Here is a 25,454-nt window from a genome sequence, read left to right as displayed (position 1 = left end):
CATCATTCAGTCGCTGCTGCCGGAGCTGCTGGCAGGTGCCGGAGCGGGTGCCGCAGCAGGCCCTGGAGTGGGTGTCGCGGCGCTCGAGGCCGCTCCTGCGTCACCGGCCAGGTTGCGCTTCTTGTCGCCGTCCTTCTTGAAGTCGGTCTCGTACCAGCCGCTGCCGGCCAGACGGAACGACGGGGCGCTGAGCATGCGCTGCACCTTGGGCACCGCGCACACCGGACAGTCGGTCGGATCGGGATCGGACATCTTTTGCAGGCGGTCGAAGCGGTGGCCGCAGCCGCTGCATTCGAATTCATAGATCGGCATGGAAACTCCAGTACTTGCAGGCCGGCGCGCACACCGGCAATCCGCCATTATCGAGTCAGATGGCGGGATTTCAACGCCCCGGGGACCCCCGAAAACACTGCCTCACCCACTCCCGTATACCGCCTCCCGAAGGATACTTCATGGCACTTGGACGTCTAGACGGCTATTGACGCGACAACTCCGCGGGGTCTAGCCTGCCTTTGCTGCATCACAGCATCACTGGGGAGTTCGGATGTACCAACCACATCGCCGCATCGTACCGACGTCGCTTTCGCTCGCATTGCTGCTGGCCCTTTCGGCCGGCGCGCACGCACAGGACGCCACGCCCGCACCCGCCGCCGACAAGGCCAAGAACCTCGGCCCTGTCATCGTCACCGGCACGCGCGCCGACAATCGCACCGAAAGCAGTTCGCTGACACCGATCGATGTGGTCTCGGCCAAGGTACTGCAGGAAACCGGCACCACCGAGCTCTCCACCGCGCTCGCACGCATCATTCCGTCGCTCACCTTCCCGCGCCCCGCGGCCGCCGACACCGCCGACTCGCAGCGCCCCGCGCAGCTGCGCGGCCTGTCGCCCGACCAGGTGCTGGTGCTGGTGAACGGCAAGCGCTGGCACCCTGGCGCGATCCTGCTTACCAACGGCGTACTCGGCCGTGGCTCGCAGGCAGTCGACCTCAACACCATTCCGATGGCGGCCATCGACCACATCGAAGTGCTGCGCGACGGCGCATCGGCGCAATACGGCTCCGATGCCATCGCGGGCGTGATCAACATCGTGCTCAAGGGCGGTGCCAAGGGCGGCTCGGTCGAACTCGGCGGCGGCCAGTATTCAGCCGGCGACGGCCGGCAGTGGCAGGGCTCGGCCAACTTCGCCCTGCCGCTCAACAACGACCGGGGCTGGCTGCGCTTCACCGTGCAGAACGGCCATCAGGACTACACCAACCGCGCCGGCCCCAACCGCACGCGCGCCTGGGAAGGCACCACGCAGCGCTTCGGCGACCCCGTGGTCGGCGACCACAATCTGTTCCTCAACGGCCAGTACAACATCACACCGGCGGTGGAGCTGTACGCCTTCGGCCATGTCAGCAAACGCGACAGCACCTCGCCGGCGTTCTTCCGCAACCTGGCCAACAGCAACTCGGTGCCATCGATCTATCCCCACGGCTACCTGCCGCTGGAGAACTCGGATTCGCTCGACCGCTCGCTAGTACTCGGCGTGCGCGGCAAGACCAGCGGCGGCTGGCGCTGGGACGTCAGCGCCAACTACGGCGGCAACCGTGTTTCCTATGCCACGCAGCAGAGCGTGAACCGCGCTTTCCTGCGCGACTTTGGTTACAGCCCCACGCGTTTCCACGACGGCATCCTGTCCGCCTCGCAGCAAGCGTTCGACGTGGACATCGCCAAGGAGTTCGCTACCAGCTGGCTGCCGAATCCGGTGACGCTCGCGTTCGGTGCGGAATACCTGCGCCAGACCTACAAGATCGTCGCGGGCGATCTGCCTTCGTACTACACCGGCACCTCCGGCGTGTCCGGCGGTGCGCAGGGCTTCGGCGGCTTCCAGCCGGCCAACGCCGGCGCGCATGCGCGTCATGACGTGGCCGAATACATCAGCCTGGAAACCAACCTCACCGATAAGCTGGGCACCTCGCTCTCGGTGCGGCACGAGGACTACTCGGACTTCGGCAGCACCACGTCAGGCGCACTGGCCGGCCGCTACGACTTCACCGACCGCTTCGCCCTGCGCGCCAGCGCGTCGACCGGTTTCCGCGCGCCGTCGCTGGCCCAGCAAAACTACTCGTATATCTCGTCGCTGTTCTTCGGCGCCGGCAACTCGCTGGGGCTGCCGCCCGGCATCTACAACACCGGCATCGTGCCTTCCACCAGCCAGGTGGCCACGCTGCTCGGCGGCCAGGCGCTGAAGCCGGAGAAGTCGCATAACTACACGGTAGGCGCGGTGTGGAACCCGATCGATCCGCTGAACATCAGCGTCGACCTGTACCAGATCACTATCGACAACCGCATCGTGCTGTCCAGCAACCTGGCCACCAACTCGGCCAAGGTGCATAACTACCTGGTCGCCAACGGCGTCACCGATCTCAACTACAGCGGCATCGCTTACTTCACCAATGCGGTGAACACACGCACGCGCGGCGTGGACCTGGTCGGCAGCTACCGCTTCGACCTCGGCAACGCCGGCACGTTGCAGACCACGCTCAGCTACAACTACAACAAGAACAAGGTCACCGACGTCAAGGCGAACCCGGCGATCCTCAGCACGCTGGGCCTCAACCTCAAGCGCATCGACCGCCGCGATCAGTACGGCCTGCTCGCCGATACCACGCCGCGCAGCAAGCTGATCCTCAACGGCCTGTACAGCATTGATCGCTGGAGCGTGAGCGGCACCCTGACCCGCTACGGCAAGTTCACCTCGTACAACTCGACCAGCGCGCAGTTCGACCAGACCTTCGGCAGCAAGTGGCTGCTGGATCTGGCAGTGAACTACAACCTGGATCGCTGGACCTTCAGCCTCGGCGCGGACAACGTGTTCAACACCTATCCGGACCGCGTGATCCCCGCCAACGACAACAACGGCACCCTGCCCTATTCGGTGTTCTCGCCGTTCGGCTTCAACGGCGCCTATGTCTACGGCAAGGTGGCCTATCGCTGGTGATAGCGACGCTGGCGGCGCTCAGTGCGGCGCCGCCAGCACGACCAGCACGACCGCCTCGGTAAGTTCAGCGAGCGCACCACAGGTATCGCCCGTCATGCCGCCCAGGCGGTGCATGCAGGCACGTCGCCACAACAGAAACAGCACGGCAACGGCGACCAGCACCCACGCACCACGCCAGCCAGCCGACAAACAGAACAGCACGGCCATCGCCAGCATCGACAGGCAAGCCAGTGCCGGTGCATCCATCAAGCCGCTGCCCAGCCCCCCGCTACGCACATAAGGCGTGGTGAGAAACGCCACCGTCAGCACCGCTCTACCGAGCAGCGGTGCCAGCAGCAGCCACACTCCCATCGGCGAACCGGCGAGCGCGGCGAACTTCACCAGCAACACCAGCACCAACGCGACCACACCGGCCGGACCGCACCTCGGGTCCTTCATGATCGCCAGCGTGCGCTCGCGGTCGCCTATCCCGCCAATCCATGCGTCGGCGCTATCGGCGAGGCCGTCCAGATGCAGCGCGCCGGTAATCAACACCCATGCCGACAACAACAACGCCGCAACAAGCAGCGGGGACCAGCCCTGCATGCCCCACTGCAACAGATAGAGCAGCAAGCCGATCAATAAACCGACCGCCGGATACCACGCCAGCGATCGCCCCTTTCCCTGCGCCTCATCAAAAACGCTCGCCGGTACAGGGATGCGCGTGAGAAAACCGATTGCCATCAGCAGACCGCGCATCAGGCCTGCGCTCCGCCCACCGGCCACGCCAACGGATGCAATGATGCATGCGGCACATCGATACCGGCCATATCGCCATAGCTGCGCCCTTCCACCAGGCAGCGCAGCAGGCGGATCGCACCACCGTGCGTGATCACCAGCACGCGCCGGCCTTTCGCCTCACGCACCACATCATTCAACGCGGCACTCAGGCGCACACGAAACTGGCCGAAGGATTCCCCACCCGGTGGCGGATGCGCCACCGGATCGGCCCAGAACCGGCCCAGCGTATCGCCCTGCTCTTGTGCCAGCGTCTCGATCGGCACGCCCTGCCAGTCGCCGAAGTGATATTCCGCCAGCCGCGCATCCAGCCGCAGCGGCAACTCACGTGCCGCCGCCAGCTCACGCGCGAAATCGGCACAGCGCCGCAGTGATGACGACACCACCGCATCCCAGCTTTGCCCTGCCACCGCCGCGCGCAATTGCGCCCAGCCCGTCACCGTTAGCTGATCGTCGAGTTGCCCGCGATAGCTGCGCTGCCCGGTATCGCCATGGCGCAGCAGGTCGACGGTAGTGTTCATGCGTTCGACACCCCAGCCTGCTCGAACGTCGCCATGCGATTGTGTAGTGCGCAAGCCAGCCGCAGCAGCGGCACGGCGACCGCGGCACCGCTCGCCTCGCCCAGCCGCAGATTGAGATCGAGCAGCGGATCGGCCTCCAGCGCGGCCAGCAGACGCGCATGCCCGCGCTCATGCGAACGATGCGAGAACAGCATCCATGGCCGGCACGCTGGCTGGATGCGCACTGAGGCAAGCGCGGCCGCGGTGGTAATGAATCCATCGACGAGCACCGGCAAGCCGCTCTGCGCTGCAGCGATATAAGCACCGGTCAGCGCCGCTATTTCAAACCCGCCGAAACACCGCAACTGCTCCAGCGGCGAAGACGCATCGCGATGCCGCGCAAGGCCGCGCTCGATCACCGCCGCCTTGCGCGCAATACCCGCATCATCGAGTCCGGTGCCCGCGCCGGCCAGCGATGCCGCCGACTCGCGCAGAAGCGCGCAAGCCAGCGCGGTGGCTGCCGTGGTATTGGCAATACCCATCTCGCCGCCGATAAACAACTGCGCACCTGCCTGCTTCGCGGCATGCACACTATCCGCGCCCGCCTGCAGGGCCGCCTGCAACTGCAATGGTGTCATCGCTTCACCGGCCGCGAAGTTCGCCGTGGAACTGGCGATGAAAGCGCGGCGCACACCGGGAAGCTCACCCGGATCGTTCACCGTGCCGAGATTCACGACTTCCAGCGATGCGCCCAGCTCACTCGCCAGCACGCTGATCGCCGCACCGCCATGGGCGAAGTTGCGCACCATCTCGCCGGTCACCGCCTGCGGAAACGCGGAAACACCTTCCTCCGCCACACCATGATCGCCAGCAAACACGCTGATCCACACCCGTTCCACTTGCGGCCGCGCATGGCCCTGCAGGCCGGCCAGCCGTATCGCCACTGACTCCAGAGCGCCCAGCGAACCCGGCGGCTTGGTCAACTGCTGCTGATGGGCACGTGCAGCCGCTTCAATAGTGCAATCAACGACGGCGCAAGGCTGATTCAAGAACTCGATAGTCACGACAGATTTCCCTTGAGAGCCAGCGGCAAACCGGCCGCCACAAACAACACACGCTCGCAGTGCACGGCGAGCGACTGATGCAGGCGCCCGGCTTCATCGACGAAGCGCCGACTCAGCACGCCCATCGGCACCACGCCAAGACCAACTTCGTTGCTGACCAGCAATACCTCGCCGGGCAAGGACGGCAGCACATTCAGCAGTGCTTCGCGCTCGCGTTCAAAACGTTGTGCATCGGCATCGCCCAGCAGATTGCTGAGCCACAGCGTGAGGCAATCCACCAGCAGGCAGCGCCCCGGGCGCGCGTGATCCCGCAAGGTGGCGGCGAGCGCCAGCGGTTCTTCCACGCTATGCCAGTACTTGGGTCGCCGCGCGCGATGGTGAGCGATGCGCGCAGCCATTTCCTCGTCGTGCGCCTGCGCAGTGGCGATATAGACCACATCGGCGCCCGACGCCGTCGCCATCCCTTCGGCCAGCGCGCTCTTGCCCGAGCGCGCGCCACCAAGAATCAGACTGCGCATGCGTTCACTCCCAACAGTTTCGACAAGATATCCGTATCCAGATGCGCTTCGACGGCATCGGCCAGACGCTCGATGCTCGCCTCGCGCAAAGCGCGCACGTCGACGGCGACGGCGTCGCGCAACCCAGCCCAGTGCAACAGCGCCAGCAGCGCCGCCGGCTCATCGAACAGGCCATGCAGATAGGTGCCGAGTATCTGTCCGTCAGCGGAAAGCGCCCCGTCGCGGCGACCGTCGTCAAGAACACAGACCGGCGCTCGCAAGGCCTCGCCGCGACTGATGCCGCAATGGATTTCATAACCGCGAACCGTCGCGCCATCGAACACCAGCCGCCCGCTGGCCTGGCGCAACTGCTTGCCGCTCTCCAGCGTCGTCTCCATCGCCAGCCAGCCCAGGCCCTCACTGGAACCTGCCTCACCCTCGATGCCCAGCGGATCGTGGATGGCCTGCCCCAGCATCTGGAAGCCGCCGCAGATGCCGATCAGCTTGCCGCCATAGCGGAGATGTTTCGCGATGGCGGCATCCCATCCCGCATAACGCAGCCACGCCAGATCGGCGCGCGTCGACTTGGAGCCGGGCAGCACCATGAGATCGCAAGCCGGCGGGGTTTCGCCTGGCCCAACCAGATGGACATCGAGTTGCGGATGCGCACGCAAGGCATCGAAGTCGGTGTGATTGCTGATGCGCGGCAATACCGGAATCGCCACGCGCAGCTTCGCCGCTTCGCGCACTTCACGTTCGCGCGGCAGCGCGTCCTCCGCCTCCAGATGCAGCCCATGCAGATAAGGCAGGACGCCGAGCACCGGCTTTCCGGTTTCGCGCTCCAGCCAGTCGAGACCGGGCTGGAGCAGCGCGATATCGCCCCGGAAACGATTGATCACAAAACCCACCACACGGGCACGCTCGCTTTCCGACAGCAAAGCCAGCGTGCCTACGAGGTGCGCAAACACACCGCCACGATCGATATCGGCAACCAACAGCACCGGACAATCCACCGCCTCGGCATACCCCATATTGGCGATGTCGCGATCGCGCAGATTGATCTCGGCCGGACTGCCGGCGCCTTCCACCACGATGGCCTGATACTGCATCGAAAGCCGCGCATGCGAGGCCAGCACCGCCTCCATCGCTACGCGCTTGTAAGCGTGATAGTCGCGCGCATCCATGCTGCCGATGGCATGGCCATGCACGATCACCTGCGCGCCGATGTCCGAGTTCGGCTTGAGCAGCACCGGATTGAAATCCGTATGCGGCGGCACGCCGGCAGCCTGCGCCTGCACGGCCTGCGCGCGCCCGATCTCGCCGCCGTCGATCGTCACCGCCGCATTCAAGGCCATGTTCTGCGGCTTGAACGGCGCCACCGCCACGCCGCGTCGGCGCAGCCAACGGCATAGCGCCGTCACCACCGTGCTTTTGCCGGCGTCGGACGTGCAGCCCTGCACCATCAATACATGCGCTGTCATCGCATCGACTCCTTCACTGCCGCGACCGAAATCGCCTGTTCAAGCGCCACATCCAGTCGCGCAAAAGCCTGATCGTCGCCGGGCAGACCAAAGCGCAGGCTGGCCGGCGTCTCGAAGCGCCGCATTAGCACGCCCTGCCGTGCCAGCGCGCGCTCCAGCACCGGCGCGCGCTCATCGCAACACCATTGGAAGAACGCGGTGCCCGCCGCAGGCGTCAGACCATGCGCGCCGAGCAAGGCAGACAAGCGTGCGCTGGCCACATGCAGGCGCTCACGTACCTGCGCTTGCCAAGCGCTATCCGCCAACGCCAGTTTCAGCACGTGCCGCGTCGGCCCACTCAGCGTCCACGGACCCAATCGGTCTCGCAGCGCCATCAGAAAATCAGTGGTTGCGCAGACAAAACCGGCGCGCGCGCCGGCCAGACCAAAAAACTTGCCAACCGAACGCAGCAGCACCAGACCCGGTCGCGCCGGCAACGCACACAGACTGGCATCCGGCGTCGCATCGATAAACGCCTCATCCACCACCAGCCAGCCACCGCGACGGACGAGGCCGGCGTGCAAGCCAAGCAACTCGTCCGGCGCGAAGCGTTCGCCACCCGGGTTGTTTGGATGCATCAACACGATCACGTCGAAATTCGAAGCGCGCGAAAGCAGCGTCGTCGCGGAAGCCTGCTCGACCCGATGCCCGGCCTGTCGCCACGCGTGCGCGTGTTCCGCATACCCAGGCGACAGCACACCTACGCGGGAGCGTTCACGCAACGCAGGCAAGGCCTGGATCGCCGCCTGCGAACCCGCCACCGCCAGCAGCGACGGCGTGCCGTAATACGCCCGCGCCGCTTCGATCAGGCCATCGTCATGCTCGGGCAATCGGTGCCAGGCTTCCGCGGGAATCGGTGGTACCGGCCACGCATACGGGCTGATGCCGGTCGATAGATCCAGCCACTCTTCCGCCGGCCGGCCGTATTCGCGCGCGGCGCGCAGCAGACGCCCTCCATGCTCAAGCATGCCAGCCTCCATGCCTCGCCAACGCCAACACCCAGGCGACCGACAGCCATAGCAGGACGCCGTGACGCACGAGTCGCAGGGCGCGCACGATCGATGCCGAACTGGGCTCAACGCCTTCACCCAGCTCCGGGCGCGACTCCCATACACCGTCATAAGGCGCCGGTCCGCCAAGCGTCACGCCGATAGCGCCCGCACCGGCCGCCATCACCGGGCCGGCATTGGGGCTGTCCCACAACGGCGCCTGCCTGCGCCAACAGCGCCATGCGCATGTGGCGTCGCCGAGCAGTGCATAGGTCAATGCAGTCAGGCGTGCTGGCACGAGGTTGAGAAGATCATCGATGCGCGCCGCCGCCCAACCGAAACGGTCATAGCGCGCTGTGCGATACCCCCACATCGCATCGAGCGTATTGGCAAGCCGATACAACACCACCCCCGGTGCGCCGAACAGCGCAAACCAGAACAGCGCGCCGAACACGGCGTCGTTGCCGTTCTCCAGCACCGATTCGGTCGCCGCGGCGGCGACCTGACGCTCATCCAGCAGTGCAGTATCGCGGCTGACCATGCGCCCCACTGCCAAGCGCGCCGCTGGCAGGTCACCGCGCTGCAAGGCATCGGCCACTGGCTGCGCGTGCTCGCCCAGACTGCGATGGCCCATCGCCAGATACAGCAGCACGGCGCCAACCACACAGGACAGCCATGGCGACTGCGCAACCGTGAACCCGATCGCCGCAATCACCCACGGCAACACCGCCAGACTCCACGCCAACACACCAGCACCACGACGGTCGCGATAGCACGTCGCTTCCACCCATGCCGCCACACGCCCGAAGCCCACCAGCGGATGCACGCGGCGCAGCTCACCCAGCCAGGCGTCCAGCAACAGCGCCAGTGTCATGGCGAGCGCGGTGGTCATGGCAAAAACAGTTGCATGGCCGCATCCGGATGCGATGGAAAATAGAAGTGCACAAAACTCGCCGTCATGCGCTGCCGGCGATACACCGCTTCGCGTCCCGGGCCACCGTCGGGATTGGCAGCCTGCATCAGCGGCGGCTGATCGATCTCGGCCCGCGCGTAGTGAAAGGTATGCCCACGCAACTCGCCTTCGGGCAACGCCACAGACTGCATACCCAGACCCGACAACCGCTGCTGCATCGTCGCGCGGCCGGCCAGCAGACCCACCATGCGATGCGCCGACCCCTCACTGGCCGCCAGCGTATCGAGCGCAAACAGCATGCCGCCACATTCGGCCAGCAAAGGCTTGCCGGCATCGACATGCGCGTGCAGTTCCGCACGCAAGTCGCTCAACCGCGACAGCGCCGGCAGATGAAGTTCGGGATAGCCACCAGGCAGCCACACCGCGTCGCAAGCCGGCAATGAATCACCGGCCAGCGGCGAGAAGAAGCGAAGCTCCGCGCCCGCCTCGCGCAATACATCCAGGTTGGCGGGATAGATGAAACAGAATGCGTCGTCACGCGCGATGGCGATGCGCTGTCCCTCCAGACGTGGTGCGATGGACGCAACGTCTTCGGCAGCGAATGCCACCGGTGGCGGCAACGCCAACGAAACATACGTTTCCAGCGCGTCGGCCAGCGCATCGATACGCGCATCGAGATCGCTCAGTTCTCCTGCGGACACCAGACCAAGATGCCGCTCCGGCAAGGCCAGCGCGGGATCTCGCGGCAATGCGCCGAGCCAATGCAGATCCGGCGGAAGGCTCTCCGCCAACAGCTTGGCGTGGTACGCGCTGCCGATGCGGTTGGCCGCGACGCCATGCACTTTCAACCCGTCGCGATAGCGCGCCAGGCCCGTCGCGATCGCACCGAACGTCTGCGCCATCGCCGAACCGTCGATCACCGCCAACACCGGCAGGCCGAACTGCTGGGCCAGATCGGCGCTGGAAACGCCGCCGTCGAACAGACCCATCACGCCTTCCACCAGGATCAGATCGGCCTCGCCGGCCGCATGGTAAAGACGCGCACGCACATCGGCCGCGCCACCCATCCAGCCATCGAGTTGATACACCGGCCGGCCACTGGCGCGCTCCAGCACCATCGGATCGAGAAAGTCCGGCCCGGTCTTGAACACCTGCACGCGCCGCCCCTGCCGCGCATGCGCACGCGCCAGTGCCGCGGTGAAAGAAGTCTTGCCCTGTCCCGATGCGGGCGCAGACACCAGCAGCGCGGGACAATGGCGCGGCGCGCTCACAGCTCGATGCCCTTCTGCGCCTTGATGCCTGCTTCAAAGGCGTGCTTGACGACGCGCATCTCCGTCACCGTGTCGGCCACCTCGACCAACCCGCTCGGCGCGCCGCGACCGGTGATCACCACGTGCTGATTCGGCGGACGCGCGGCGACGGCCGCCAGCACCTGTTCGAGCTGTATGTACTGCTTGACCAGGGCGATGTTCAACTCATCCAGCAAGACAAAGTCGTAGCTCGCGTCGCTCAGCATGCGCGCCGCGATCTCCCACGCAGCCTGCGCGGCGGCAATATCGCGCGACTTGTCCTGGGTCTCCCAGGTGAAGCCCTCGCCCATCACGTGATAGTCCAGCTCGTCGGCGAAGCGGCGGAAGAACGCTTCCTCGCCAGTCGAGAAGCTGCCCTTGATGAACTGCACCACGCCGCAGCGGAAACCGTGCCCCAGCGAGCGGGCCAGCATGCCGAAGCCGGACGAACTTTTACCCTTGCCGTTACCGGTGTTCACCACCAGCACACCGCGCTCGATGGTGGCGCGGGCGATCTTGCGATCCACCAGTTCCTTCTTGCGCTGCATGCGCTCGCGGTGGCGTTCTTCCGGGGTCATCGCTTCGCGATTCGTCATGCCCGGCGCTCCGCCGCGACGCTACGCGCCGCGACCACACGCTGATAGATGGCAAAGCCCGCCAGCGCGACCGCGACGTAGGTCATCGTGGTACGTACGAACAGCGGACCCCACTGCCATAGCCGCGCGAGGTATTCGCTCATGTGCGGCTGCGCATAGCGTCCGCCCAGCCAGTAGAACGCACCATTGGAGATGGCGAAGGAGCACGCCGCCGCAAGCAGCGCCACGGCCAACGCGCCGGCCAGCGAACCGGCGCTCGCCTGCAGACGATCGGCATACCAGCGGCCGCCGTACCACAGCACCGCGTAGGCCAGCAGTAGGAAGGAATACGCCGGCGTCACGCAGAAGTCGCTGACACCGGCGTACGACACCGAGATCCAGTCGAGTACGACTGCCAACACCATGAACAGGCCGAAGTAGAGGTGCTTGCGCAGACTCAGCCCGCCAAGAAAGAACACCGCCATCGAGGCATCCGGCAAGTTCAATGCCGTGCCGAAATGATGAAAGCGTGTAGCGATCATCACCGCGGCCAGCGACACCAGCAGCAGGATGGAGAAACGCGAGGACGGTGGTTTCATGGTCAGCATTCCGTAGAGAGGTCGAAGGATTTAGCGTGCCGGCTGATAGCTCACGCTCAGCATCGCCGTGCGCCCTAGCTGGTTGTAGAACGCGGCGGTCTCATAGCGCTTGTCGAACACGTTGCGTGCGCTGAGCTGCAGCTTCCAGCTGCGATCCAGCGCGTAAGCCAGGCGAAGATCAGTCAGGGCGTAGCCGCCAAGACGCGTGCGGTTGGCGATGTCGTCATAGCGATGGTCAGCGGCATACACGCTGGCACCGATGCTGAAATCACCAAAGCTGCGGTCCGCATCGATGCGCGCGCTGCGCCCAGCACGGCGCGGCAACAGGCGGTCGTGATTGGGGCCATCGCTCTCGTTGCGCGGATCGAGCCAGGTTGCCGTACCGCGCAGATCCCAGCCGGCCAGCGTGGTATTCGCCACCGCTTCCACGCCATGAATGCGCGCGCGCTCCACATTGCCCGGCAGCCCCACCGAGGCGTCATAGGCGATCAGGTCGCGAATACGCGTTTCGAAAGCGTTGAGCGACCAGCCGCCCCAGCCATGCGTGCCTCGCAGGCCCAGCTCGTAGCTGCGTGAACTCTCCGGCCGCAGCGACGGACTGCCGTAGCCGGGGTAATACAACTCGTTGAAGGTCGGTGCCTTGAATGCCGTGCCCGCACTCGCCGTAAGCCGCAAGGTGCGAGTGAAGTCCCAGCCCCACAGCACGCTGCCGGTGGTCTTGCCGCCGAACTGCTGATTGTCGTCGCGGCGCACGCTGGCCTGCAGCGAATGCGCGCCGAAAACCTGCTGCCACTGGCCAAACACGCCACGGTTGAGGCGACGGTCGCGCGCGTAGGTGGTCGTGCTGTCCACGCGATCGCGCTGCCAGTCGTAGCCCAGGCTCCACAGCCCACCACCCAGCGCAAGATCGCCCTGCAGCGAACCGAGATCGCGATGGGTATTGAAGGTGCTGGAGAACACGCCGTTCTTGTAGTTGTCGCTGAGATCCGCGCTCTGCCCCACGTTCAAGGTCAGCGTCAGCAACTTGCTCGGGCGGTAATGCACACGCGCGCCGCCCACTTGCTGCACCACGTCGGACTGGTTGGTCAGCGAGCCGTCGTATTCGTTATAGCCCCAGCTGCGCAGCCACTGCGCATCCGCGTCCCAGGCCTCGCTGAAGCGGTAGCCGCCCTTGAGCGATACCGAGCTGTCGCGGAACCCGTCGCGATCCGGTTCGTAGACAAAACAACCCGCGCCGCCCGGCGAAGGCTTGCCACGGCAGGCATTGATACCGTCGGTGTTCTCATGCGTCGCCTCGACCGCATACCAGCCGTCACCCACCTTGCCGCCCAGCCCAGCACCCGCGCGGACGCTCTGGTTGCTGCCATAGCCAAGATTGAAATTCGGCTCGAACGCGCCCTGCGGACGGCGCGTGAAAATCTGGATCACACCACCCAGCGCTTCCGAACCGTACAGGCTCGAAAACGGCCCGCGCACGATCTCGATACGCTCGATCTGCTCCACCGGGATGTTCTGGATCGACGCCTGGCCCAGCGTGGCCGAACCGATCTTCACGCCGTCCACCAGCACCAATACGTGATCCGCCTCGGTACCGCGCAGAAACAAGGAAGTCGCCTTGCCCGGCCCACCGTTGTTGGCGATCGACAAACCCGGCGTACCCTGCAGCAAATCCTGCACCGACTGCGGCTGCAGCCGCTCGATATCCGCCCGATCGATCACCGTCACCGCCGCCAGCGTACTGGCCTGCGTCTGCTCCGTACGCGTGGCCGTTACCACCACGCCATTGAGATCACTCGCCGAATCATCTGCCGCATCCGCGGCGAACACCGGCAAACATACGAAAGACACCGCGGCCGCCAACGCAGACCGGCGAAAAAAAGAAACATGCAATGACACTGAGAGCTCCTACACCGCGCCTGCCCGCGCGGAACGCATGGGGTCAGGACAGACGGAGGGAGACTTGGCCGGCGTGCTGACGCACACCACCCACGACATCGCCCACCGCATGTCCGGTTCACCTCAAGGCCGGTCTCCGGGCTCGCGAGCGAAAGCAGTGATGCCTTCCCGACCAGCACCTTCCCATGCCTAAGCACAGTGGCTCTCGCTGATCGTTATCTCGCCTACCGTTGCGGGGGCAGCTCCGGAATAGCCATAAAGACGGCGCACCGGATTCCCGTTTCAACCACCAGCCAAGCCGGCAGTCACCTCAGGTCCGGCGATCTTAGCGCAGCGCGGGCGATATGTCGGGATTTGCAGGCTGCCTATAGAGAACCGCAACAAGTAGCCGCGCGATCCCGAGCACCCACCCCTCACCCCAACCCTCTCCCCAGAGGGGAGAGGGAGCCGCTCTTTCTTTAATCTTTGCTGGGCGATGCGAAGCGAGCCCGTCACCGGGTCCCCTGTGGAGCGGTGAGGGTTGGACGATCAGGCCCCGAAGGGGGCATCGACAGGACGTCGATGCCTTTTCGACACGACAGGGACGTCGTGTCGAAAAGCCCGGCCAAGCCTCACGGACCCGCAGGCGAAGCCGGAGGGCGCGCAACCGGGGTGCCCTCTCTTTTGGTTACTTTTCTCTGGGCAAGCAGAGAAAAGTAACTCGTCTCGCAGCAGCGAGACGAAACCCCGTCGCAGGCGGACCAGTGAGCGATAACGCGGCAACCGAGCGACAACTCCCTGGATTCCGGCCTACGCCGGAATGACGAAGTAGGAAACGGGATCGCGAGCATCCATCACCGATCCCAGCGCATCCAGCGCATAGACACCGCACCCCACCCATCCACCCCCCGAAAAAAAACTGCCCCACAAGTGGCACAGCCCTGCAACACCCATCAGTTGTCCTAGGCGGCGGGGAATTCCACCTGCCGCCGGCCACCCATGCCGGCGCCCACCTGGAGTGCGGCATGAGCGAGATCGACGACATCAAGCGACGCAGTTTCCTCAAGATGGCCGCCGCCTCCGCCGGCGGACTGGCCGCGATGTCCGCCCTGCCACCGGCGATCCGGCAGGCGCTGGCGACGCCCGCCGCGTCCGTCAGCGGCACCATCACCGACGTGCAGCACGTGGTGATCTTCATGCAGGAGAACCGCGCGTTCGATCACTACTACGGCAGCCTGTCCGGCGTGCGCGGATTCGCCGATCGCGTGCCTGCGCTGCTGCCCGGCGGCGCGCAGAACGTGTGGCACCAGCCGTACACCGGCAACTCGGCGGGCTACATGCTGCCGTTCCACATGGATACGACCACCACCAGCGGCATCTGCATCAATGCGCCGGCGATGAGCTATCCGGTGGACACGGCGATCTGGAACAACGGCAAGTTCGATTCATGGAATACCGCGCGCTCGCCCGGCCTCGGCATGGGTTACTTCACGCGCAACGACTTGCCGTTCTATTACGCGCTGGCCGACAACTTCACCATCTGCGACCAGTACTTCTGCTCCACGCTGACCCAGACCAACCCGAACCGCCTGCATTTCTTCACCGGCAGCAACGGGCTTTCGGTGGGGCAATCGGCGGTGCTGGACAACACCGAGCCGAGCGCAGGCTTCAGCTGGACTACCTACGCGGAGCGCCTGCAGGCGGCGGGGATCAGCTGGAAGGTCTATCAGCAGAGCAACAATTTCGACGACAACGCGCTGGCCTGGTTCAGCAACTTCAAGAAATCATCGGCGGGCCAGCCGCTGTACGACCGCGGCATGGCGACCGTGCAAAACCTAGTGACGGCGTTCGCCAACGACGTGGCGAATGACACGCTGCCGCAGGTGTCGTGGATCGTGGCGCCGGACTACCTCTCCGAGCACGCCAACTACAAACCGGCTTATGGCGAAAACCTCAGTGCGCAGCTGCTGGCCGCACTGGTCGCCAACCCAGCCGTGTATGCCAAGACGGTGTTCATCCTCAACTACGACGAGAACGGTGGTTTCTTCGATCACGTACCGCCGCCGACACCGCCTTCGTCATCCGCCAATGGCCTTTCCACCGTCAGCACCACGGGCGAGATCAGCAACGGCAAGCCGATCGGCCTGGGTTTCCGCGTGCCGATGACGGTGATCTCGCCATGGTCGACCGGCGGCTGGGTCTGCTCGGAAGTGTTCGACCACACGTCGGTACTGCGCTTCCTGGAAAAACGCTTTGGCGTCGCCGAACCCAATATCAGCGCGTGGCGCCGCGCCGTGTGCGGCGACCTGACCTCGGTGTTCGACTTCAGCGGCAGCAATACAGCGTGGCCGAATCTGCCTGGCACCAGCGGCTACCCTGCGCAGGCTGACCAGCAGTGCTCCACCCTGCCCGCTCCCACCGTGCCGAATACGCAGAGCATGCCGGGCGCGGAATCGAATGCCACCCGCCCGGCGCGTGCACTGCCGTATGCGCTGGATATCCAGGGCAGCGTAAACACCTCCACGGGTCGCTACGTACTGCAATTCATCAACACCGGCACAGCCGGCGCGGCATTCCAGGTATACGCCGCCAATCGCAGCGACGGCCCGTGGCGCTATACGGTGGAGGCCGGCAAGACGCTCTCCGATTACTGGAGCGCCAAGACCTACACCAAGGGCATCTATCAGCTCGAAGCGCACGGTCCCAACGGCTTTCTGCGCGTGTTCCAGGGCAGCGTGGCGAACGCCGCGGCGATGCCGGAGATCTCGCTCAGCTACGACCCAGCGAATAACCGCGTGCAGCTGACCATGACCAACGCCGGCAGCAGCACCTGCACCTTTACGGTCAGCAACGGCTATGTCGGCGCGGACGTGCGCATCTATTCGGTGGCGGCGCACGGCAGTGCCACCGATCACTGGGATCTCGGCAGCTCTGCCAACTGGTACGACCTGAAGGCAACCGTCGCGGAAGCCAGCGGATGGTTGCGCCGCATCGCCGGCCATATGGAAAACGGCGCAGCGAGTTACAGCGAGCCCCGCTGAATAGCGTTGTAGGAGCGCACCCTGTGCGCGAAAGCCCTGCGCAGCAGGGCTGTCTTTGCAACATGCGGAGAAAAGAGCAGCCCCGCTGCGCAGGGCTTTCGCGCACAGGGTGCGCTCCTACACCGTCAGGACTGTTTGTGGAACACCAGATGCCCGCTTTCGGCATCCACCACGATGGTGTCGCCCGGCGCGAAACGTCCTTCCAGAATTTCCCGCGCCAGCGGATTCTCCAGCTGCTGCTGGATCGCCCGCTTCAACGGCCGCGCGCCATACACCGGATCGAAGCCCACGTTGCCCAGCAGGTCTAGCGCCTTGTCGCTGATCTCCAGGCGCAGCTGGCGTTCGGCCAGGCGCTTCTCCAGATAGGTGAGCTGGATCAGCGCGATCTTGCGGATCTGCTTCTTCTCCAGCGGCTTGAACACCACCAGTTCGTCGAGGCGGTTGATGAACTCGGGGCGGAAGTGCGCCTGCACGACACCGAGCACTGCCGCCTTCATCTTGGTGTAGCTCTCCTCGCTGTTGTCCGAATCCAGCTCCTGGATCAACTGCGAACCAAGGTTTGAGGTCATCACGATCACGGTATTGCGGAAGTCCACCGTGCGTCCCTGGCCATCGGTGAGGCGGCCGTCATCCAGCACCTGCAACAGGATGTTGAATACGTCCGGATGCGCCTTCTCCACCTCGTCCAGCAGGATCACGCTATACGGCCGGCGGCGTACCGCCTCGGTGAGATAACCGCCTTCCTCGTAGCCGACATAGCCCGGAGGCGCGCCGATCAGTCGGCTCACGGAGTGCTTCTCCATGAACTCACTCATATCGATACGCACCATCGCGTCCTGCGTGTCGAACATGAACTCGGCCAGCGCCTTGCACAGCTCGGTCTTGCCCACGCCGGTGGGACCGAGGAACAGGAACGAGCCATACGGACGATTGGGATCGGACAGACCCGCACGTGCACGACGGATCGCGTCGGACACCGCACGCACTGCTTCATCCTGACCCACCACGCGCTTGTGCAGCGACGATTCCATCTGCAGCAGCTTGTCGCGCTCGCCCTCGAGCATCTTGCTGACCGGGATGCCGGTCCAGCGCGACACGACTTCGGCGATTTCTTCGTCGGTGACGCGATCCTGCACCAGCTTGAATTCCTGCTTCTCAGCGGCCTGCGCGGCGGCGAGCTGCTTTTCCAGTTCCGGCAGGCGGCCGTACTGGATCTCGCTCATCTTGGCGTAGTCCTGATGACGCTGCGCCGACTCCAGGTCGAGGCGTGCCTGCTCGATCTGCTCCTTCACCTTGGTGGCACCTTGCAGTGCAGCCTTCTCGGATTTCCAGATCTCGTTGAGGTCGGAGAACTCGCGCTCCAGCTTTTCGATGTCCGACTCCAGATCGGCGAGGCGCTTCTTGGAGGCCTCGTCGGTTTCCTTCTTCAGCATCTCGCGCTGGATCTTCAGCTGGATCAGGCGGCGCTCGAGACGATCCAGCTCCTCCGGCTTGGAATCGATCTCCATGCGGATGCGCGACGCCGCCTCATCCATCAGATCGATGGCCTTGTCCGGCAGCTGACGGTCAGTGATGTAGCGATTGGACAGCGTGGCCGCGGCGACGATGGCCGGGTCGGTGATCTCCACGCCGTGATGTACGGCGTAGCGCTCCTTCAGGCCGCGCAGAATGGCGATGGTGTCTTCCACACTCGGCTCGCCCACGAACACTTTCTGGAAGCGGCGCTCCAGCGCGGCGTCCTTTTCGATGTACTTGCGATACTCGTCGAGCGTGGTGGCGCCGATGCAATGTAGCTCGCCACGCGCCAGCGCGGGCTTGAGCATATTGCCTGCATCCATCGCGCCGTCGGCCTTGCCGGCGCCGACCATGGTGTGCAGCTCGTCGATGAACAGGATCACGCGGCCTTCCTGCTTGGCGAGATCGTTGAGCACGGCCTTGAGGCGCTCTTCGAATTCGCCACGGAACTTGGCGCCGGCGATCAGCGCGCCCATGTCGAGCGCCAGCACGCGACGGTCGCGCAGGCCTTCCGGCACCTCGCCCTTGACGATGCGCTGGGCAAGGCCTTCGACGATGGCGGTCTTGCCCACGCCTGGCTCGCCGATCAACACCGGGTTGTTCTTGGTGCGACGCTGCAGCACCTGGATGGTGCGGCGGATTTCCTCATCGCGGCCGATCACTGGATCGAGCTTGCCGCTCTCGGCGCGCGAGGTGAGATCGACGCAGTACTTCTCCAGCGCCTGGCGTTGTTCTTCAGCGTTCTCGCTTTGTACTTTCTCGCCGCCGCGCAACTTGTCGATAGCCGCTTCGAGATTCGCCTTGGTGGCGCCCGCAGCCTTGAGCGCCGCGCCCAGCTCGCCCTTGTCGTCCAGCGCGGCGAGCACGAACAGCTCGCTGGCAATGAACTGGTCGCCACGCTGCTGCGCGAGCTTGTCGGTGAGGTTGAGCAGGCGCGTCAGATCGTTGCCGGCGTGCACATTGCCTTCCTGTCCGCTTACGCGCGGCAGGCGGTCAAGAGTCTCGCCGATGCGCTGGCGCAAAGCCGGCACATTGACTTGGGCCTGGGTAAGCAACGGTCCGGTCGAGCCGCCCTGCTGATCAAGCAGTGCCGCCATGACATGGACCGGTTCAAGCATGTTGTTGTCGCGACCGACCGCAAGCGATTGCGCATCGGCCAGCGCTTGCTGGAAGCGCGACGTGAGCTTGTCCATCCGCATTGATGTAATCCCCGCGTAAAAGTTTGGCGGCCCCGCCGCCACTGTCCTCACAGGTGCGGGCACCGAATCATGATTCAAGCGTTATCGGCGTGTAAGCAGCGCGTATTTTCAGCGGGACGACAGCAAAAACATGCTTCGATTCCAAGCTGATCTTCACATTCGCCCTGCTAGGCTCCCCTTGATGTCTGTGTCTTTCCCCGCTTCCGACATGCCCGTTTCGCCCCTGCCGGCCCCACCCTTACCGGGTACCGAGGACCGCTGGGCGCTGTTTCTCGATGTGGACGGCACCTTGCTCGAATTTGCCGAGCGGCCCGACGACGTGCGGGTCGAACCCACGCTGTATGCCCTGCTCGCTGAACTTTACGCGCGGCTCGACGGCGCGCTGGCCCTGGTCAGCGGCCGCAGTCTGGGCGGCCTGGACGCGTTGTTCGGTTCGCCGCCCTGGGCCATGGCCGGCCTGCACGGCTTGCAATTGCGCCATGCCGATGGCGAGATGCGCGAAACCAAGGTCAGCGCCAGCCGGCGCACCCTGGTGCTGCATACGGCGGAAGTCCTGGCGCGTGCCCACCCCGGTGTGCTGCTGGAGAACAAGGACATGGCGGTGGCACTGCATTGCCGCAGCGTGCCGGAGCATTACGACACGTTGCATACCGAGATAAAGCGGCTTTTGCCCGAACTCCACGGCTATGAACTACAGGCCGGCAGCCAGGTGCTGGAGCTGAAACCAGTCGGCATGGACAAGGGCAAGGCGGTGGCCGAACTGCTCGAACGCGCGCCGTTCGCCGGCCGGCTGCCGGTGTATCTCGGCGACGACCTCACTGACGAGCATGGCTTCGCCGCCACCAATCTCGAAAACGGCATCAGCGTGCGTGTCGGCGCGCGCGAGCCCACCCTCGCCCAATACAGCTTGCCAGGCACTTCGTCCGCACAGGCCTGGCTGTTCCGCGTGTTGAATGTACTTAAGCAAGGAGCCGTCCCCCATGCCTACCCCTTCGGAGGAAATGCTTAATAACTCAGGGCCTGAAAGTCCCCAATCCAGCCTGGCCCTGGGTGTCGTCGGCAACGGTAGCGTTGCCGCACTGATCGATGGATACGGCCGCATCGTGTGGTCCTGTCTGCCACGCTTCGACAGCGATGCCAGCTTCTGCGCCCTGCTCTCGCCCAAGCGCGAAGGCGGCGACTGGAGCATCGAGCTGGAAGACGCCGTGCGCGCCGAACAGCACTACATACCCAATACGGCGGTGTTGGTTACGCGCCTCTACGACCGTCACGAAAACGCCATCGAGATCCTCGATTTCGCGCCGCGCTACCGCTCGCACGGCCGCTTCTATCACCCTGTACTTCTTGCCCGCCGTGTGCGCCCGATCAGCGGCAGTCCACGCATCCGCGTGCTGCTGCGTCCCCTGTGCGATTACGGCCAGCGCGCGCCGGAAACCAGCTCCGGCAGCAACCACATCCGCTATCTGTTGAGCGAGGTCACCCAGCGTCTGACCAGCGACGTGGCCGCGCCGCTGATCGAGCGCGGCCTGTTCTTCCACCTCGATCGGCCTGCACATTTCGTGTTCGGTCCGGACGAGACATTGGCGCATAGCCCGGCTGATTTCATCCACCACACGCTGGAATACACACTCGCCTATTGGCGCGACTGGGTGCGCTATCTGTCGGTGCCCTATGAATGGCAGGAAGCGGTGATCCGCGCCGCGATCACATTGAAGCTGTGCCAGTACGAAGCCACCGGCGCCATCGTCGCCGCGCTCACCACCTCGATCCCGGAGGCTGCGAATACCGAGCGCAACTGGGATTACCGCTACTGCTGGCTGCGCGATGCCGCACTCACCGTGCGCGCGCTGAACCGGCTCGGCGCGACGCGCAGCATGGAGGAATACATCCGCTACGTGTTCAACATCATTTCCGGCGAAGACGATCACGAAGTAGGCCCCGTGTTCGGCATCAGCTTCGAGCGCGAACTGCTGGAGCGCCATGCCGACGGCCTCGCCGGCTATCGCGGCATGGGCCCGGTGCGCGTGGGCAACGATGCCTGGCGGCAGCGCCAGAACGACGTGTACGGCTCGGTCGTGCTGGCTTCGGCACAGTTGTTTTTCGATCATCGCCTGGAACATCGCGGCGACGAGCGTGCCTATGCGCGCCTGGAACGCATGGGCCGCATGGCGCTGCGCATGGCCGAGGAACCGGATGCCGGCCTGTGGGAATTCCGCGGACGAGCCGCGATACACACTTATTCCGCCGCCATGTGCTGGGCGGCCTGCGATCGCCTGGCGCACATCGCCACCCAGCTTGGGCTGCGCGATCGCGCACGCTACTGGCACGACGAAGCCGTGCAACTGCATGCGCGCATCTCCGCGCGAGCGTGGAACGAAAAGCTTGGCCATTTCGTCGACGCGTATGACGGCGAACACCTGGATGCGAGCCTCTTGCTGCTTGCCGACATCGGTTTCGTGAAGGGCAAGGATCCGCGCTTCGTCGCCACCGTCGATGCGATCGGCCGCGCGCTGGGGCGCGGCAATTATCTATTCCGCTACATCGCTCCCGATGACTTCGGCACGCCGGAAACCAGCTTCAACATCTGCACCTTCTGGTACATCGAGGCGCTTGCCGCGAGCGGCCGCAAACGGCAGGCGCGAGCGATGTTCGAGCGCATGCTGTCCATGCGCAACCCGCTCGGCCTGCTGTCGGAAGACATTGCGCCAGCTACCGGCGAGCACTGGGGCAATTTTCCGCAAACCTATTCGCTCGTGGGGTTGATCCAGGCCGCGATGCGCCTGTCGCGCCGCTGGGAGGATGCCTTGTGAACGCGGTGTCGCCCGCGCGCGGCGGGCGCCTGATCGTGGTATCGAACCGTGTGGCACTACCGCGGCAGACCGCCACCGGCGGCCTCGCTTCCGCCATGCGCTCGGCGCTGCAGGAGCGCGGTGGTCTGTGGTTTGGCTGGAGCGGCAAGATCGCCAACCAGACCGCGGGTACCCTGCGCTACCAGCAGGATGGACCGGTGCGCTACGCCACGATGGATCTGTCGCGAAGCGATCACGACCATTTCTACGATGGCTACGCCAATCGCACCTTATGGCCGTTGCTGCACTACCGGCCTGACCTGGTCGACTACAACCGCGGCCATCTGGACGGCTATCTGCGCGTCAATCGTCTGTTCGCCGAACGGCTGGCGGAGCTGATCGAGCCGGACGATGTCATCTGGATCAACGACTACCACCTGATTCCGCTGGCGGCGATGCTGCGGCAGCGGCATATCCGCAATCGCATCGGCTTCTTCCTGCATACGCCGCTACCTGCGGATGGCCTGCTGATCACCTTGCCGCGCCATCGCGAACTGCTGGGAACCCTGGCCAGCTACGACCTGATCGGCCTGCACACCGCGCGCGACCAGCGGTCGCTGGAGGACTATTTCGTGCATGAGCTCGGCGCCAGCCTGCGGCGCGGCCATCGCCTGCGTTATGGCGACCGCCGTTTCCGCGCCGGCGTGTTTCCTATCGGCATCGACACGCAACAAGTCGCGCAGGACGCCAAGCAGGCCGATTCGCTGGAAGAGATCGCGCAACTGCGTGCGAGCCTGGACGGGCGCGTGCTGATCATCGGTGTCGACCGGCTCGACTACTCCAAGGGCCTGCCGCAGCGCTTCGAAGCCTATGCGCGGCTGCTCGAACGCGCGCCGGAAATGCATCGCAAGGTGAGCTTTCTGCAAATCGCGCCGCCGTCGCGCGGCACCGTGCCGGAGTACCGCCAGATTCGCCGCGAGCTGGAACGCAGTGCCGGCCACATCAACGGCACCTACGCAGCACCGGATTGGGCGCCGATCCGCTACGTCAACAACTCCTTCCCGCACAGCCTGCTCAGCGGCTACTACCGCCACGCCAAGGTCGGCCTGGTGACGCCGATGCGCGACGGCATGAACCTGGTGGCCAAGGAATACGTGGCCAGCCAGGATCCGGACGACCCGGGCGTACTGGTGCTGTCGCGCTTCGCCGGCGCGGCGCAGGAACTGTCCCAGGCCTTGCTGGTGAATCCGGCCGACACCGAGGAGGTGGCCGATGCGCTGGAACAGGCATTGAGCATGCCGCTGGCGGAGCGCCGCCGCCGCTGGCGCAGCATGATGGATGTGCTGGAGAAGCAGGACATCACCGCGTGGCGCCAGTCATTTCTTGGTGCGCTAACAGACTGACCGATCTTGTAGGAGCCCACCCTGTGGGCGAAAGCCCTGCGCCACAGCAGGGCCGCTGTTGGGACAGAGCGTGGCCCTATCGGGCCATGTCGCCCACAGGGTGGGCTCCTACAAAAGGCATCGACACATGTAGTCAGCTCAACCAGATCAGGCTGGCGAAGCGTCCGCTGTGCGTGCCATCGCGGCGGTAGGAATAGAAGCGCTGATCGGTCAGCGTGTCGAAGCCACCGCCATAAACCCGCTCCACTCCTACCTGTGCCAACCGCCGCCGCGCGAGTCCGGTGAGATCGCATAACCAATGGCCGGGGCGCGTGGATACGAAGCACTCCACCGCACCAGCGTCGGTATCGACGAAAGCGCTGCGCACCTCCTCGCCCACTTCATACGACGCGGCACCGATGCACGGCCCCAGCCACGCCAGCAGCGACGACGACGGCGCCTGCATGCGCGCAATGGTCGCCTCCAGCACACCGGCCAGCAGTCCGCGCCAGCCCGCATGGGCCGCGCCGATCTCGCCGCCTTCCGCGGCGCAGAACAGCACCGGCAGGCAGTCGGCGGTAAGGATCGCCAGCGGCTCACCTGCGACACGCGTCACCGCCGCGTCGGCGCGCGGCCTGATATCGGCGGAAGCAGGCCCGTGAACCTCGACCACGTCGATGCCATGCACTTGCTGCAGCCAGTGCGGCGCCCGCGGTAGGCCCAAAGCACGCTGCACCTCGGCGCGGTTCGCGGCGACCGCTTCCGCTGCATCGCCGCTGCTCGCACCGAGGTTGAAGCGTTCGTAAGGCGGGGCCGAGATACCCGGCCCCTGTCGCGTGCTGACCGCCGCACGCACGCCCGGCGGCGCCGGCCAGTCGGGCATCACCCAATCGTTGCCCGCCACCGACTCAGCTCCAGTCGTCCGGATCGGCCTGCTGCGTATCCGCGCGCAGGGCATCGATCAGTTCCTGCTGGTCGGCCGGACGTGCCGCGCTGAAGGACAGCGGCTCGTGGGTCACCGGATGCTCGAAGGCCAGTCGCTCCGCATGCAGCGCCTGCCGGCGGAAACCGCGCAGGGCGGCGACCAGCTCCGGCGTGGCGCCCTTGGGCAGACGCAGGCCGCCGCCGTAGAGCTGATCGCCCACCAGCGGATGGTTGATATGCGCCATGTGCACGCGGATCTGGTGCGTGCGCCCGGTTTCCAGGTTGCACTGAAGCAGGGTGTGCGCACGGAAACGCTCGCGCAGGCGGTAATGCGTGACGGCGTGCTTGCCGTCTTCCCCGTCACGCACGGCCTGGCGCAGGCGGTCGCCCATATGGCGGCCGATCGGCGCGTCCACCGTGCCACCGGCCACCAGGGTGCCCAGCACGATGGCTTCGTATTGGCGCTCCACGTCGTGCCGCGACAGCATGTCCACCAGGGCCGTATGGGCCGCCAGGGTCTTGGCGACCACCATCAGGCCCGAGGTGTCCTTATCCAGCCGGTGCACGATGCCGCCGCGCGGCAGTTCGGCCAGCTTCGGGTCGTGGTGCAGCAAGGCGTTCAGCAAGGTGCCGGCGGGGTTGCCCGCACCGGGGTGCACCACCAGGCCAGCCGGCTTGTTCAGCACCAGGACGTACTCGTCCTCATGGACGATATCCAGGTCGATGGCCTCGGGGGCCAGCTCCACTTCGGCCTCCAGCTCGGCCTCCAGCCTCACTTGCTCGCCCCCGCGCAGGAGCTGGCGAGGCGGCGCCACGGCACCATCCAGGGTCACCGCGCCAGCCTTGACCCAGCTGGTCAGGCGGGAACGCGAATATTCCGGGAACATCTCGGCCAAGGCCCGGTCGAAACGCCAACCTGCGGCGGACAGCGGCACGGTGGCCTCATGACGGATAGTCGTCATGGCTGCCTGCCCGGGTTCCCGGCGGTTTCGGCTATCATCCCTTTTCGATCAAACATCTGAA

At 65.2% G+C, this 25,454-nt stretch carries 20 protein-coding genes and 1 riboswitch; of the genes, 5 read left to right on the top strand and 15 right to left on the bottom strand.

From position 1 onward, the window contains the following. Nucleotides 1-6: 6 nt before the first annotated feature. On the bottom strand, nucleotides 7-312 hold the full coding sequence (locus tag ISS97_RS06985; RefSeq protein ID WP_379986982.1) for an FmdB family zinc ribbon protein: 306 nt from the start codon (nucleotides 310-312) through the stop codon (nucleotides 7-9). Nucleotides 313-544: 232 nt separating this feature from the next. Between ISS97_RS06985 and ISS97_RS06980 the strand changes: the two genes are divergently transcribed. Beyond that, a complete protein-coding gene (locus ISS97_RS06980; protein ID WP_379986983.1) occupies nucleotides 545-2,983 on the top strand; it encodes a TonB-dependent receptor plug domain-containing protein in 2,439 nt (812 codons plus the stop codon). An 18-nt stretch (nucleotides 2,984-3,001) separates the two neighbouring features. Here ISS97_RS06980 and ISS97_RS06975 read toward each other — a convergent pair whose 3' ends face one another. Genes ISS97_RS06975 through btuB form a run of 11 tightly spaced genes read right to left on the bottom strand, consistent with a single transcriptional unit; the run spans nucleotide 3,002 to nucleotide 13,602 of the window. Then, entirely contained in the window at nucleotides 3,002-3,724 is a 723-nt protein-coding gene (locus ISS97_RS06975) for an adenosylcobinamide-GDP ribazoletransferase (RefSeq protein ID WP_379987215.1), read from the bottom strand. Beyond that, nucleotides 3,721-4,281 carry a histidine phosphatase family protein gene (locus ISS97_RS06970; RefSeq protein WP_379986984.1) on the bottom strand — a complete coding sequence of 187 codons (561 nt, stop codon included), beginning with the start codon at nucleotides 4,279-4,281 and terminating at the stop codon, nucleotides 3,721-3,723. The genes ISS97_RS06975 and ISS97_RS06970 overlap by 4 nt, the downstream gene beginning before the upstream one ends. Beyond that, complete coding sequence (cobT, locus tag ISS97_RS06965; protein ID WP_379986985.1) at nucleotides 4,278-5,324, bottom strand: nicotinate-nucleotide--dimethylbenzimidazole phosphoribosyltransferase; 1,047 nt, start codon at nucleotides 5,322-5,324, stop codon at nucleotides 4,278-4,280. Before cobT ends, ISS97_RS06970 begins: the two co-directional genes overlap by 4 nt. Continuing rightward, nucleotides 5,321-5,842 carry a bifunctional adenosylcobinamide kinase/adenosylcobinamide-phosphate guanylyltransferase gene (gene cobU / locus ISS97_RS06960; protein WP_379986986.1) on the bottom strand — a complete coding sequence of 174 codons (522 nt, stop codon included), beginning with the start codon at nucleotides 5,840-5,842 and terminating at the stop codon, nucleotides 5,321-5,323. Before cobU ends, cobT begins: the two co-directional genes overlap by 4 nt. Further along, nucleotides 5,830-7,302 (bottom strand): cobyric acid synthase, encoded by a 1,473-nt coding sequence (locus ISS97_RS06955; RefSeq protein ID WP_379986987.1) that lies wholly within the window; start codon nucleotides 7,300-7,302, stop codon nucleotides 5,830-5,832. The genes cobU and ISS97_RS06955 overlap by 13 nt, the downstream gene beginning before the upstream one ends. Beyond that, nucleotides 7,299-8,309 (bottom strand): threonine-phosphate decarboxylase CobD, encoded by a 1,011-nt coding sequence (gene cobD, locus ISS97_RS06950; protein WP_379986988.1) that lies wholly within the window; start codon nucleotides 8,307-8,309, stop codon nucleotides 7,299-7,301. Before cobD ends, ISS97_RS06955 begins: the two co-directional genes overlap by 4 nt. Further along, the gene (gene cbiB / locus ISS97_RS06945) at nucleotides 8,302-9,222 is read right to left on the bottom strand and encodes an adenosylcobinamide-phosphate synthase CbiB (RefSeq protein ID WP_379986989.1); all 921 of its coding nucleotides are present in this window, start codon (nucleotides 9,220-9,222) and stop codon (nucleotides 8,302-8,304) included. Before cbiB ends, cobD begins: the two co-directional genes overlap by 8 nt. After that, on the bottom strand, nucleotides 9,219-10,514 hold the full coding sequence (locus tag ISS97_RS06940; RefSeq protein WP_379986990.1) for a cobyrinate a,c-diamide synthase: 1,296 nt from the start codon (nucleotides 10,512-10,514) through the stop codon (nucleotides 9,219-9,221). The genes cbiB and ISS97_RS06940 overlap by 4 nt, the downstream gene beginning before the upstream one ends. Further along, a complete protein-coding gene (gene cobO, locus ISS97_RS06935; RefSeq protein ID WP_379987216.1) occupies nucleotides 10,511-11,110 on the bottom strand; it encodes a cob(I)yrinic acid a,c-diamide adenosyltransferase in 600 nt (199 codons plus the stop codon). Before cobO ends, ISS97_RS06940 begins: the two co-directional genes overlap by 4 nt. A gap of 14 nt (nucleotides 11,111-11,124) precedes the next feature. After that, nucleotides 11,125-11,715: a hypothetical protein gene (locus tag ISS97_RS06930; protein WP_379986991.1), complete on the bottom strand. Its 591-nt coding sequence runs from the start codon at nucleotides 11,713-11,715 to the stop codon at nucleotides 11,125-11,127. A 21-nt stretch (nucleotides 11,716-11,736) separates the two neighbouring features. Continuing rightward, the gene (gene btuB / locus ISS97_RS06925) at nucleotides 11,737-13,602 is read right to left on the bottom strand and encodes a TonB-dependent vitamin B12 receptor (protein WP_379986992.1); all 1,866 of its coding nucleotides are present in this window, start codon (nucleotides 13,600-13,602) and stop codon (nucleotides 11,737-11,739) included. Nucleotides 13,603-13,712: 110 nt separating this feature from the next. Beyond that, nucleotides 13,713-13,930: riboswitch (cobalamin riboswitch) on the bottom strand. A gap of 676 nt (nucleotides 13,931-14,606) precedes the next feature. Here btuB and ISS97_RS06920 point away from each other — a divergent pair. Further along, nucleotides 14,607-16,622, top strand: coding sequence for a phosphocholine-specific phospholipase C (locus ISS97_RS06920; RefSeq protein ID WP_379986993.1), 2,016 nt, complete (start codon nucleotides 14,607-14,609; stop codon nucleotides 16,620-16,622). Between the two features lie 125 nt (nucleotides 16,623-16,747). On the opposite strand, the gene clpB is transcribed toward ISS97_RS06920, so the two are convergent. Further along, complete coding sequence (gene clpB, locus ISS97_RS06915) at nucleotides 16,748-19,336, bottom strand: ATP-dependent chaperone ClpB (RefSeq protein WP_379986994.1); 2,589 nt, start codon at nucleotides 19,334-19,336, stop codon at nucleotides 16,748-16,750. Between the two features lie 208 nt (nucleotides 19,337-19,544). On the opposite strand from clpB, the gene otsB reads away from it, so the two are divergent. Genes otsB through otsA form a run of 3 tightly spaced genes read left to right on the top strand, consistent with a single transcriptional unit; the run spans nucleotide 19,545 to nucleotide 23,528 of the window. Continuing rightward, a complete protein-coding gene (gene otsB, locus ISS97_RS06910) occupies nucleotides 19,545-20,345 on the top strand; it encodes a trehalose-phosphatase (protein ID WP_379986995.1) in 801 nt (266 codons plus the stop codon). Then, nucleotides 20,317-22,146 (top strand): glycoside hydrolase family 15 protein, encoded by a 1,830-nt coding sequence (locus tag ISS97_RS06905; protein WP_379986996.1) that lies wholly within the window; start codon nucleotides 20,317-20,319, stop codon nucleotides 22,144-22,146. Before otsB ends, ISS97_RS06905 begins: the two co-directional genes overlap by 29 nt. Beyond that, on the top strand, nucleotides 22,143-23,528 hold the full coding sequence (gene otsA, locus ISS97_RS06900) for an alpha,alpha-trehalose-phosphate synthase (UDP-forming) (protein ID WP_379986997.1): 1,386 nt from the start codon (nucleotides 22,143-22,145) through the stop codon (nucleotides 23,526-23,528). The genes ISS97_RS06905 and otsA overlap by 4 nt, the downstream gene beginning before the upstream one ends. 133 nt (nucleotides 23,529-23,661) lie before the next feature. Here the strand turns inward: otsA and pgeF are convergent, their stop codons facing one another. Further along, nucleotides 23,662-24,390, bottom strand: coding sequence for a peptidoglycan editing factor PgeF (gene pgeF / locus ISS97_RS06895; protein WP_379987217.1), 729 nt, complete (start codon nucleotides 24,388-24,390; stop codon nucleotides 23,662-23,664). Nucleotides 24,391-24,415: 25 nt separating this feature from the next. Next, nucleotides 24,416-25,393, bottom strand: coding sequence for a 23S rRNA pseudouridine(1911/1915/1917) synthase RluD (gene rluD, locus ISS97_RS06890; protein WP_379986998.1), 978 nt, complete (start codon nucleotides 25,391-25,393; stop codon nucleotides 24,416-24,418). Between the last annotated feature and the right edge of the window lie 61 nt (nucleotides 25,394-25,454).

This window comes from Dyella koreensis, assembly GCF_044904565.1.
GTDB lineage: Bacteria > Pseudomonadota > Gammaproteobacteria > Xanthomonadales > Rhodanobacteraceae > Dyella_D > Dyella_D koreensis.
This window is presented reverse-complemented; position numbering and strand designations above follow the sequence as displayed.

Excerpts from the sequence above, each read along its gene's own strand:
- ISS97_RS06985 (WP_379986982.1), bottom strand. The coding sequence starts at position 312 with ATGCCGATCTATGAATTCGAATGCAGCGGCTGCGGCCACCGCTTCGAC.
- ISS97_RS06980 (WP_379986983.1), top strand. The coding sequence starts at position 545 with ATGTACCAACCACATCGCCGCATCGTACCGACGTCGCTTTCGCTCGCA.
- ISS97_RS06970 (WP_379986984.1), bottom strand. The coding sequence starts at position 4,281 with ATGAACACTACCGTCGACCTGCTGCGCCATGGCGATACCGGGCAGCGC.
- cobU (WP_379986986.1), bottom strand. The coding sequence starts at position 5,842 with ATGCGCAGTCTGATTCTTGGTGGCGCGCGCTCGGGCAAGAGCGCGCTG.
- ISS97_RS06955 (WP_379986987.1), bottom strand. The coding sequence starts at position 7,302 with ATGACAGCGCATGTATTGATGGTGCAGGGCTGCACGTCCGACGCCGGC.
- cobD (WP_379986988.1), bottom strand. The coding sequence starts at position 8,309 with ATGCTTGAGCATGGAGGGCGTCTGCTGCGCGCCGCGCGCGAATACGGC.
- cbiB (WP_379986989.1), bottom strand. The coding sequence starts at position 9,222 with ATGACCACCGCGCTCGCCATGACACTGGCGCTGTTGCTGGACGCCTGG.
- cobO (WP_379987216.1), bottom strand. The coding sequence starts at position 11,110 with ATGACCCCGGAAGAACGCCACCGCGAGCGCATGCAGCGCAAGAAGGAA.
- ISS97_RS06930 (WP_379986991.1), bottom strand. The coding sequence starts at position 11,715 with ATGCTGACCATGAAACCACCGTCCTCGCGTTTCTCCATCCTGCTGCTG.
- ISS97_RS06920 (WP_379986993.1), top strand. The coding sequence starts at position 14,607 with ATGAGCGAGATCGACGACATCAAGCGACGCAGTTTCCTCAAGATGGCC.
- clpB (WP_379986994.1), bottom strand. The coding sequence starts at position 19,336 with ATGCGGATGGACAAGCTCACGTCGCGCTTCCAGCAAGCGCTGGCCGAT.
- otsB (WP_379986995.1), top strand. The coding sequence starts at position 19,545 with ATGCCCGTTTCGCCCCTGCCGGCCCCACCCTTACCGGGTACCGAGGAC.
- ISS97_RS06905 (WP_379986996.1), top strand. The coding sequence starts at position 20,317 with ATGCCTACCCCTTCGGAGGAAATGCTTAATAACTCAGGGCCTGAAAGT.
- pgeF (WP_379987217.1), bottom strand. The coding sequence starts at position 24,390 with ATGCCCGACTGGCCGGCGCCGCCGGGCGTGCGTGCGGCGGTCAGCACG.
- rluD (WP_379986998.1), bottom strand. The coding sequence starts at position 25,393 with ATGACGACTATCCGTCATGAGGCCACCGTGCCGCTGTCCGCCGCAGGT.